This is a genomic window from Desulfonatronum sp. SC1 (assembly GCF_003046795.1).
Taxonomy (GTDB): Bacteria; Desulfobacterota; Desulfovibrionia; order Desulfovibrionales; family Desulfonatronaceae; genus Desulfonatronum.
The window spans coordinates 18,163-28,677 of record NZ_PZKN01000039.1; the positions used below are offsets into that span (position 1 = coordinate 18,163).

Consider the following 10,515-nt stretch of genomic DNA (forward strand, 5'->3'; position numbering starts at 1 on the left):
TAGACGACAGGATGATATAAATGGCGAAGGATGATCGGTACGAGAGCATCGCTCAATCTCTTATATACATCGGGTGGATACAAGACATCATGCTTCGGCGCGCACGGATGAGAGTTGTCGAAATGTTGCAATCCATGGGGGCAATGTCAGTGTTAGATGCCTGTTGTGGTGCTGGTACTTTAAGCAAATATTTAAGTCGTGCAGGGATGGATGTAACCGCTGTAGATTTATCCAAATCAATGCTCCAGATTGCACGAAACAAGTCGCATGAGGTCACATTTTGCCACGCAGATGTTACGCAACTTAAACTGGAGAATTCTGTTGACGGTTCGGTAATTGCATTGTCGCTTCACGAAATGCCAGAGCATTCTCGGGCCGCGGTATGGGAATCTATGAAAAGATGTACGCTAAATAATGGGCCGCTTGTTCTGCTTGATTACACGCCTGCGGTACATCCGTCATTAGCATCCCGGCTTGCGGAAACAATCATCTGGAAGGACGAGAAAAGTTTGGATGAAGATGACCCCGGGCATTTCCAGAATTTCCAGGAATTCATGTCAATTGGCGGCGCGAGAGGATGGCTTGTCGAAAAACGACAGCATATTGTTATGGAGGATTCGTTCTTGTTTGGAAATCTAGGGGTTTATGTTGTCAACAATGAAATAGGAAAACAGGGACAGACCACGTTAAATTCGCCTAACTGAGTGTTAAAAAAGTCTTTATCCTGCAGTCCGTTCAAAAACTCAAGTGCAAGGAGCAAAAAATGCTACCGGACACGTCCTGTGTCCGGCCCTCACGGGCTGTGGCTGCGCTACATTTTCGATTTGCCGTCCTGGCAATCGAATCAATGTCGAAGCGTATTTATTCATACATGAGAGTTTGAACTTTTTGCAGCGTCGCGGCAATTGGAAGTTTTTCAACGGACTGTCAACAGAACCTTTGATCCGTTCGGCTAGTCCGTCCGCAGGCGGACGAACCAGCTTCTGGAGACCGATGCCCTTCGTGTACGGCTCAAAGGCCACCACGTTAGGCATCAGGGGGAAACCATGTTCAACCATCAAAGCGGTAAATTTCTTTATCTCGAAGACACACGTATTTATTACGAGACCACCGGGACATTGCAGGGTCATCCGATCGTTCTTTTGCATGGCGGCCTCGGCAGTCTCGAAGACTTTTCTCCCGTCATCAACCTGATTCCGGACTCGTTTTACGTTATCGCAATGGATATGCGGGGACACGGTCGATCCCAACTCGGAACCAAGCCCCTCACTTATCAACAGCATCAGGCCGATATTCAGGCACTCATCGCGCATCTTGGCCTGAAGGAATACTCGCTTATCGGCTTCAGTGACGGAGGCATTGTCGCCTACCGAATTGCTTCAAGAAACCAGGCAGTGAAAGCACTGATTACCATCGGTTCTCAGTGGCGTATTTCTCCTCAGTATCCATCGTTTGATATTCTTGCCGGTGTTACACCGGAAATGTGGATAGAAATGTTTCCAGAGGCACCAGAAAAATACGCTGCGCTTAACCCACAAGGAGATTTCAATAAACTAGTTGAATCTTGCGTCGCTCTCTGGACTGATCTCAGTTCGGCGGGCTATCCTCAGGACTCAATTACACGTATTGAGTGCCCAACACTTATTCTTAGGGGCGATGGCGACTTCCTGCTTTCATTGTCTGAAGCGGCGGAAGCCCAAAACAAAATTTTAGGGTCATCCTTTGGCAACATTCCTTTTGCTGGTCATGCCGCCATGGAGGATGCCCCGGAAACCATCGGGAAATTAGTCTGTGAGTTTTTGCTCAACCCAAGAAAAATACAGACTGAAGCCTAACATTTCATTCAAACCGACGCCGCAAAGCGGCGGGGCATAATTCAGACGTTAGAACATCTGATTTGCAAGTACTTGAAGAATTTATGAGAACTGCCTTGGTGCTTTTTCTTGTCGGGAGCTTATTCTTTACACAAACTGCGGTGTCTGATCACCGAAACAAGGAGGGATCTCACATGATCAAAGGTCTACGCACAGTTTCGTATCCAGTTTCAGATTTGGAGGAAGGCAAAAAGTGGTATTCTCAAGTATTGGAAAGGAAGCCTTACTTTGATGAGGCCTTTTATGTAGGGTACGAGGTTGGAGGTTTTGAATTGGGGCTGATTCCAGGTGGGGAATCAGGACATCAGGGAGCGGTTGCCTACTGGGGTGTGGACAATACAGAAGAGGCGCTTAAACGTTTGCAGAAGTTGGGGGCACAGCTCAAAGATCCGGTCACAGATGTTGGCGGCGGAATCAAGGTGGCGACAGTAGTCGATCCCTTTGGCAACGTCTTTGGTATTATTGAAAATCCGCTTTTCAAGCTTGATAACGTCCGCTAGTGAGAAAATGTGCTCTAACAATTTGCTGCACGCGGAAAAATTACTCGCTGCGCTCGTAATTATCCGGTGAGCAGTGCGTTGAACCTGTATAAAGAGCGAAATTGGGATCAGGTCTTGTATTTTAATTTTTTTAAGGTGCGTTGATTCCATGGCCAGACCACTTCGGATTGAGTTTCCCGGGGCCCTCTATCACGTGACTGCTCGGGGGAATGCTCGATCAGAGATTTTTTAGGGTGACGACGACCGGTTGTTGTTTGTCTCCATCCTTGCCGATCTGGTTGAGCGGTACAACTGGATATGTCATGGTTATTGCCTTATCAGTCCGTTGAAAAACTCCCAATTGCTGCGTCGCCGCAAAAAGTTCAAACTCTCACGTATGAATAAATACGCTTCGACCTTGACCTTTTATTGCTCCTTGCACTTGGGGTTTTTGAACGGACTGCCGGATAAGGACTTTTTCAACACTCAGTTATGGGCAACCACTATCACCTCCTGATCGAGACACCGGATGGAAATCTCTCGCAGGGCATGCGGCAGCTGAACGGGATCTACACCCAGAAGTTCAACCGGAGCCACGCAAGGGCAGGGCATGTCTTTCAGGGGCGGTTCAAATCCATTGTGGTCGACAAGGAGTCCCATCTGTTGGAGTTGTGCCGCTATATCGTCCTGAATCCGGTCCGGGCCGGGATGGCGCGGCATCCCAAAGTTTACCCCTGGTCCAGTTATTGCGCCACTGCCGGGTTGAAGAAGAAATTGGACCTCCTCTCAACGGACTGGATTCTTGCCCAATTCGGGAATGACCGGAAGCAGGCGCAACTGGAGTACCAAAGGTTCGTTCTTGCGGGGATCAGCAAGGAGTCACCCTGGAAGAAGCTCGTTGGGCAATGTCTCTTGGGGGAGGAACCCTTCCTGGAAAAGCTCTTTCCATTTCTCCAGAAGAAAACCGGATTCGCCGAAATCCCAAGGGTTCAACGTTTTGCGCCGCGACCTCCACTGGAGAAGCTTTTCCCAGGAGGGCAGTCAAAGCCGCACCGAGACAAGGCCATCGCGGCAGGACACATTGAGCACGGCTACTCCCAGCAGTCTATCGCCACGCATCTCGGGCTTCATTATGCCACTGTCAGCAGGATCATCAAAAAAGAACGAAATATATTAAAAAGCAAGACCTGACCCCAATACTATTGCCATTCTTCGGTGGGAAACCTACGAAAGCATTACGGAGACGTTGGACATCCTTTCCGACCCGGAAGGATACGGCGACCTGAAAACAGGTATACTCCAGGCGCGACAAGGGAAGTTGATCGACTTCGAAGAGTTCAAAAAGGGCTTCGATGTATAGAATCAAGCTCACTGAGTTGGCGGCTCAGAAGCTACAAGGCATTGAAGCTACGGCCAGGAGTCAGATCATCAGAAAGGGTTGACCAACTGAAGGAGGCCCCAGAGCTATTAGGCAAGGCGCTATCTGGGCCATTGAAAGAATTCAGTTCAGATCTGCACGTGCGGCCGGTCAACGGTATCGGGTTGTCTACCGAATTGAAGAGACACTGGTTGTCGTGATCGTAGTTGCCGTTGAAATCCGAAAAGCTGGAGACAAAAAGGACAACTACGAGTTGATGAAAAAACTCGTTCGGACAGAAATCGCGAAAAACAACGGCTAGTGCCCGCATGAGCGGGGTGCGGCGCTGATTCAGCTAATTCCCTTCAAAAACCTCCGGCCCGCGTACGCTTTAAATCCGCGCCGCAAGGCCGGAGGTGATATGCACCTCAAATCGCGCGGCCGGGGCGGCCGCGGGCGGCACCGCTTTCTCCACCACCACGCGCCCCCCGGAAACAGCGCACATTCGCCGGGGATGCCGGATTCTCGGCGGACTACTCGTGCGATGCCGGTGGGGCATCGTTCCAGATATCCCGCGCGATTTTCCACGCGCCATCAGCCTGTCGCTTGAGCACCAGCAGGAAGTTGCCGGAAGTGTCCAAGGCCGCGCCGCCGGATTTCGGGGTATCGGACCGGATGAATGCGCCATGCAGAAACGCCCAGTCACCGCATACCTGGACATCGTCGGCATGCATGTTGATTCTGGTGTCAAAAAGCTGGAAATATTCCGCGTACAATTCCAACACCCGGTCCTTGCCAGTGATCGCCGACCGACCCGGCATCAACCAGACCGCATGGTCGTCAACAAGCCTGTTTACCGCGGCAATGTCAGCGCTGGTAAACGCGACACTGAAATCCTGGAGCACCTTTTCAATTGCCGCCTGATCGGACTGCTCCGCGCACGCCAGACCGGCACCGGACAACATAACCGCAAAAGTCACCGCCACCAACAAAACCATTCCGCAATACTTTTTCATACCAGTCCCCCCCCCTTAAAAATTCATGAATACCAACACCAGTGACAAAAATCGCTTTTCAGGCAGCATGGACGCCCGTCCGCTGGAAGCCAGCCTGAAGGAACATTTTAATCTAATAAATGTAGCGGGTTTGGGCTGGGGAAGTCAAGGCCGACTCGGTGTCGCAGTCCGGAAATAGGGCATCGTAGCAAGGCTCGATGACCCATTCGGCCCAATCGTCGGTAAGACGCAAACGCTCTGCCCCAAAGGAACCAGCGGATCGCGTACCGCGTATGCTGCATTCATCCCTTCAGCGCCGATTCGCCCAATTCCCCACGAAAACCTCCGGCCCGCTTGTGCTTCAAATCCGGGCCGCCAGCTCCCCTCTTTGTTCGTTCACCGTCAGGGCAATGATCAGGGCTGCGATGAAAAACACCAGACAGAGCAGTACGGAGAATTGCAATCCGAACCGGACCTGGAGTACGCCCAGGCCCAGGATGCCGAAGATGGCCGCCAGTTTGACGGTCATGCCCCAGAAGCCGAAAAACTCCGCCGCCTTGCCCAGGGGCGTCAGTCGGCCCACCAGGGCCCTGGCCGAGGACTGGAGCGAACCGAGTCCGAATCCGGCCATGCATCCCGCTCCAAGAAAGACCTGCTGGGGCTGCAATGAAAGTCCGGCCAGATGGTTGAGCATCAAGGTCAGTTGCGGCGTGGCGGCGATCATGGCCACTGCCGCGATCCAGAGCAGCAGGGTCAGGTTGTAGGTGCGCTTGGCCCCGATCCGGTCCTGAAGCAGGCCGAACAGGAACGCGCCTGCTGCCGCGGTGATCTGGGTCAGGACGAACATCAGCATCTGATACAGCGGCTCCCAGCGGATGATCTGGTCTCCGTAGATGAAGGCAAAGCTGATGATGATGGACAGTCCGGCCATGGCGAAAAACAGAGAGCCCAGGAACAGGCCGAGATCCCGGAACCGGCCCAGCCGGGTCAGGGTCCAGGCCACGCGGTTGAACCCGATGCGCAAATAGTCCAGCCTGGATGAAACAGGGCCATGGCCCGCGCTAGCCCGCTGAATTCGCGGTTCCCGGAGCCAGAGAAAGGTGGGAATCGCGCCCACCAGGAAGAACAGGGCCGCCAGCGGTCCCACGAAGCGCAGATTGGCGAAGTTGTCCTCCGCGATCCCGCCCAGCCCCAGGAGCACGAACCCGGTGGCCAAAAGCCCGCCCACATATCCCAGGGCCCAGCCGAACCCGGAGATCCGGCCGAGCTTTTCCGGCGGCCCCAGGCTGGGCAGGAACCCGGCGATGAAGGATTCCCCTACGGCGTAGCCGAAGTTGGAGATGATGATCAGGGTCATGGCCAGGGCGATCTGGCCAGGGGCGACGAAGTACAGGCAGGCCGTGGAAATCACGGTCAGGAGGTAGCTGGCGAACAGGAAGCGCTTTTTTACCGCGGCATGGTCCATGATCGCGCCGCAGATCGGGGCGATGAGGATCACCAGGGCGTAGCTCACGGCCAGGGAAACGCTCCAGAGCAGGTTTCCCAGGCGGTAGTCCGGGCCGTCGCCCACGATCACCCGGGTGAAGATCACCCCGAAAACCACGGTGATGATCAGCGTGGTATAGGCCTGGTTGGCCAGATCGAACATGGCCCAGCCGAAGATTTCCCGTTTGGAGGCCATGGGGCGCGCAACGGATGCGAGCGCCGCGTTTTGCGGATCAGCCATGGTCCGGGCCGTGTTCCAGCGTGATCACATCGCCGGGCTCGGGCAGGACGCCGTACACGCCCATGGCCTCGGCAAGAATGGCCCGGATGGTTCCCGCGCTTTCTTGCCGTACCCGGCGGTTGACGTGCACCAGGGCCAGATTCCGGGCCCGGACGTCACGGGCCAGCTTCAGGCAGCCAGGAACCCCGCCATGTCCTGGGGTGTCCAGCTCCAGACCATAAGCTTCGTGAACGAGCAGACCCACGCCTTGGGCCAGCTCCGCCGTGGCCGGGCTGGGCCGACCGTCCCCGCTGTAAACCACCGATTGTCCGTCCCGATCCAGCCGCACGGCCAGACACGGCGTCACGGCACTGTGATCACCCAGCGCGAAACTCCACCGCGCCCCGGCGACATGGATCACCTCGCCGGGAACCGCTTCAAAAAAAAGCAAAGGAAAGTTGAGGCGTGGCCGGAATCCTGGGTAGGCCAACTCAAAGGCGGCCCATACCTTTTCCTCAACCCCGGCCTGACCGACGATGGTCAGGGGCAGGGTCCGTCCCTCTTCCCAGAAACGCAGCAAGAGCAGCGGCAGGCCCAGAAAATGGTCTCCATGAAAATGAGAGATCCAGACGGCGTCGAGGGCGGAACATGTCCGCGCGTCATCCGGAGCATGGCGGTAGTAGGCCGCCGGGGCCGTGAACCCGCAATCCAGCAGCACATGCGCATCGCCGTCCGGATCGGGAAAGGAAACCAGCAGGGAGGTGTTTGGGTAGTGCTCGTCAAATGCCTCGCCGACGCCGAGAAAACAGATCCGCATCAGTGCTCCGGGTTGCAGGTTGTGGGGCGGTTCGTTTTCATGACGGTCATTCCGTGATGCCCAAACGTTTCAGCTTCTTGCGCAGCCCCTCGCGGCTTATGCCCAGCACTTTGGCGGCCTGGGTCTTGTTGCCTTGCGTGGAGCGCAAGGCGTTCAGGATGAGCATTTTTTCGGTTGCGAGCAAACTCCCGGGGACCGTGACAATGGGGGGAACCGAACCAGGTTCGCGGGAAGGAATGCAAGTCGATCCGGCCGGTTCGGAAGCTGCAGGCGGCTCGGCCGATTCGGACGATATCGAGGGACGAGCCCGGACGTGGCCCAGGTCCAAAGCGACGCTCGTGGTCGCCGCTGGTTCACGCTCCTGATTGCCGCGAATTCCGGGCGATAAATCCTCGAAGTGTATTTCACCGACAAAGGACAGCGCCACCAGGCGTTCCATCTCGTTGCTCAGCTCACGAACATTTCCCGGCCAATCGTAACTCGCCAGAGCCTCCAGGGCGGACTTGGCCAAGCGCGGCTGATCCCGGCCCATGCTCCGGGAGTGCAGATCCAGAAAGTGCCGCATGAGCGGCACGATGTCTTCCCGGCGCTCGCGCAGTGGTGGCAGGTGCAGCGACATCACGTTCAGCCGGAAGAACAGATCCCCGCGAAACGCGCCGCTCTGGACGGCCAGGGTCATGTCCTTGTTCGTGGCGGCAAGGATCCGGACATCCAGTTGCAGAACCCGCGTGCCGCCCACCCGTGTCAGTTCCCGCTCTTCCAGAACGCGGAGCAGCTTGCCCTGGCAGGACAAGGGCATGTCCGCGATTTCATCCAGCAGCAGGGTTCCGCCCTGGGCCTGCTCCAGCAGGCCGCGGTGCATCAGCACCCCGGTGGCCACGCCCTTCTCGATGCCGAACAGTTCCCGCTCGAACAGGGTTTCCGGCACGGCCGAGCAGTTCAGGGCAATGAACGGACCAGCCTTGCGCGGGGAATTGTAATGAAGGGCCTTGGCCAGCAGTTCCTTGCCAGTGCCGGTTTCGCCGGTGATCAGGACGCTGATGGAGGTGTCCGCGATGCGCTCCACCTGACCCAGAACAGCCCGCATGGGCGGGCTTTGACCCACGATCCTTTTGGCGGAATACCGCTCAACCAGGCCCTGTTTCAGCCCCTGGTTCTCCCGCAGTAGCCGCCGCCTGGCCTCACGCAGTTCGTCGCCAACCCGCCGCAGCTCCGTGACCATCCCTTCCAGTCGGTACTCCCGGGCCTCCACCTTGACCAGCATCAGGCCGAAGGACTCGGCCAGCTTGGCCAATGGCGAAGGATACTCCGCGTTCCGGGTCATCTCGAACAGCTCCCCGGCCCGGTCATACCGCCCCCAGGCCAAATCGTTGCAGATATGCTCCATGATGGTCAGAAGCTGCTCCAGCCGCGGAGAAAGCGATTCGTGGTCGTCTTCGGTGGTGTTCATGCCTTTATCCCGTTGAAAAGAAAGATTCTCAATGCCAAGCGTCAATCATCGACGAATAACATAATATAGGTGTTTCCGGAAAGATGGTAGTGCAGGACGTCGCGGGCCGTCTTGGCCAACAGGAACAGCCCGGTCGCGACAGTTTCGCTTCGTTGGCGCGGGAGGGGTGGACGGGTGGCGGGCAATGATCCACGACTTCGACCCGTGAACCGCAGATAATTTCCACGAACATCCCGTCATCCCTGCGCTGAATGTCGAAGGGGCAGGCCTCGTCCCCGTCCGCGAAGTGCTCGCAGAAATGACCAACGTCTCCTCGCAGGCCAGGCGCAGGCGATGGAAGATTCCGTCGCTCATCCTGAATTCGTGTCGAATATCCTCCAACGTGGCCAGCAGCCTGGGCTTTTCCTCCGATCACGGCGCAAGTCGGAAGGTTTTGCGGGGCTTTGGAAAGAGGACCGATTTCTCTGTGCCCTCCAAGTATTCGAGCAACAGGAGACAAGCCACCGAAGAATCGAATCACCAACCACGAATATTACGCACTGCACGGGCAAAGAGACGAGACGACATTTTTCCAAGTATTGCTTCGCCGCTTTTGAGCTCCACGTACCATGCGTGGTCATCATCCTTGCCAGAGCGGGTGTATGACCAATGAAAAAAGGGCATCAACTCCATCATGTTTTTGCATGGTGAGCGAGAAAGCTCCAGCAATTCGTCCTTACTCGGAGGCCTCCAGTCGGAGTGACCTCCCAAAGAACGGCTAAGAGCATAGTCAATGGCCTCATTAAAATCCCTTGCAACACCCGGATCTTTTTGCCACATTTTGCCTGAGTAGTTGTCCGTTACGGTCCCGTTCCCGTTGTCCACGCACGGTTCGGCAAAGGCCGTGCCTGCCATGAACAGCATGGCCATGCAGAGCATGAAGGCCAGGGCCATGGTTCCGAAATAGTTTTGCATTTTCCGCATAACGTTCCTCCCATGGTTAAATTGTGATGTATGTTATTCTGAATTATTGCACGAACCATACCATGAGAAAAATTTTATAATTCTATAATGTTGCAGAAAGTGCCAACCGGATCAGGTCTCATTTCTTGCGCCAATTTCATTGGCATTGCCGCCATTGTTGGCGGAATCGACTGGTGCGGTCTGGTTTGCAACGACGAGGGCGGTCAGGCCGCTGCTGAACAAGGTCTGGACCGCGGCTGAGAACGGAGTCATGACGGTCAGCAGGGCGTAGCCCACTAGGATCGCGGGCTCCACCGGAAGGCCCAGGGGGTCGCAGATGATGGGCAGAAGCAGAACATGGGACATGGCCAGGGCCCCGGTGGCGGCCACGGCGCTGAGGGCCGCGCCGAAGACGATGAACGCGTACTGGGCAAGCGTGAACTCCACCTGGAAGACCTGGCCGATAAATATGGGAACCAGGCAGAAGAAGATGGTGAACCCGCAATGACAGGCCATTAAAAACAGAGGGAAGGCGGCCATGGCCTGGTCCTGATCGAGTCCGGGCGGCTGGCCGGGGTGCCTGCCGGCAGGCCCACGCAGCGCGTCCATGCCCAGAGGCATGGCCACGACGCTGCTCCGGGTGGAAAAGGCCAGCAGGGTCATGGGCAGAAATCGGTTGACCAGGGTCTTGAAGGGTTGGTGCAGCCTGAATCGCAACGCGGCCACGCCGAATATCAGAGGCGGGATCAGAGCCAGGGTCATCAGGCCAGTCAGCCGGAAAATCGAGCCAAGCATCTCCATGCCCATGCGGGCCGTGAAGTCCAGTGTCAGCAGATACAGGGCCGCTGGCAGCAGATACAGGGAGGCCCGGACCATTCCGGTGAACACGCCCTGCA

10 protein-coding genes are annotated in these 10,515 nt (G+C 56.1%); 4 read left to right on the forward strand and 6 right to left on the reverse strand.

Features of this window, described 5'->3' with window-relative positions:
• The first annotated feature begins 20 nt into the window (after nt 1–20).
• The 4 genes from C6366_RS16445 to C6366_RS16465 all read left to right on the forward strand — a co-directional run bounded on the left by C6366_RS16445 (nt 21) and on the right by C6366_RS16465 (nt 3,544).
• Complete coding sequence (locus C6366_RS16445; RefSeq protein WP_107739916.1) at nt 21–704, forward strand: class I SAM-dependent methyltransferase; 684 nt, start codon at nt 21–23, stop codon at nt 702–704.
• A gap of 342 nt (nt 705–1,046) precedes the next feature.
• On the forward strand, nt 1,047–1,835 hold the full coding sequence (locus C6366_RS16450; protein WP_107739918.1) for an alpha/beta fold hydrolase: 789 nt from the start codon (nt 1,047–1,049) through the stop codon (nt 1,833–1,835).
• Nucleotides 1,836–2,008: 173 nt separating this feature from the next.
• On the forward strand, nt 2,009–2,374 hold the full coding sequence (locus tag C6366_RS16455; protein WP_107739920.1) for a VOC family protein: 366 nt from the start codon (nt 2,009–2,011) through the stop codon (nt 2,372–2,374).
• Between the two features lie 471 nt (nt 2,375–2,845).
• Nucleotides 2,846–3,544, forward strand: a complete 699-nt coding sequence (locus tag C6366_RS16465) for a transposase (protein ID WP_107739922.1) — start codon at nt 2,846–2,848, stop codon at nt 3,542–3,544.
• 699 nt (nt 3,545–4,243) lie between these two features.
• Here the strand turns inward: C6366_RS16465 and C6366_RS16480 are convergent.
• From C6366_RS16480 to C6366_RS16505, 6 genes are all read right to left on the reverse strand, one after another.
• Nucleotides 4,244–4,726, reverse strand: a complete 483-nt coding sequence (locus C6366_RS16480) for a DUF4440 domain-containing protein (protein ID WP_107739924.1) — start codon at nt 4,724–4,726, stop codon at nt 4,244–4,246.
• 340 nt (nt 4,727–5,066) lie between these two features.
• Nucleotides 5,067–6,431 (reverse strand): MFS transporter, encoded by a 1,365-nt coding sequence (locus C6366_RS16485; RefSeq protein WP_199221550.1) that lies wholly within the window; start codon nt 6,429–6,431, stop codon nt 5,067–5,069.
• A complete protein-coding gene (locus C6366_RS16490) occupies nt 6,424–7,227 on the reverse strand; it encodes an MBL fold metallo-hydrolase (protein ID WP_107739926.1) in 804 nt (267 codons plus the stop codon). Before C6366_RS16490 ends, C6366_RS16485 begins: the two co-directional genes overlap by 8 nt.
• A gap of 46 nt (nt 7,228–7,273) precedes the next feature.
• Nucleotides 7,274–8,677 carry a sigma-54-dependent Fis family transcriptional regulator gene (locus C6366_RS16495; RefSeq protein WP_233248547.1) on the reverse strand — a complete coding sequence of 468 codons (1,404 nt, stop codon included), beginning with the start codon at nt 8,675–8,677 and terminating at the stop codon, nt 7,274–7,276.
• Nucleotides 8,678–9,193: 516 nt separating this feature from the next.
• The gene (locus tag C6366_RS16500) at nt 9,194–9,640 is read right to left on the reverse strand and encodes a DUF1566 domain-containing protein (protein WP_107739928.1); all 447 of its coding nucleotides are present in this window, start codon (nt 9,638–9,640) and stop codon (nt 9,194–9,196) included.
• A gap of 111 nt (nt 9,641–9,751) precedes the next feature.
• Nucleotides 9,752–10,515: cation:dicarboxylase symporter family transporter (locus tag C6366_RS16505; RefSeq protein WP_146164892.1), on the reverse strand; the 764-nt coding region annotated here is incomplete at its 5' end.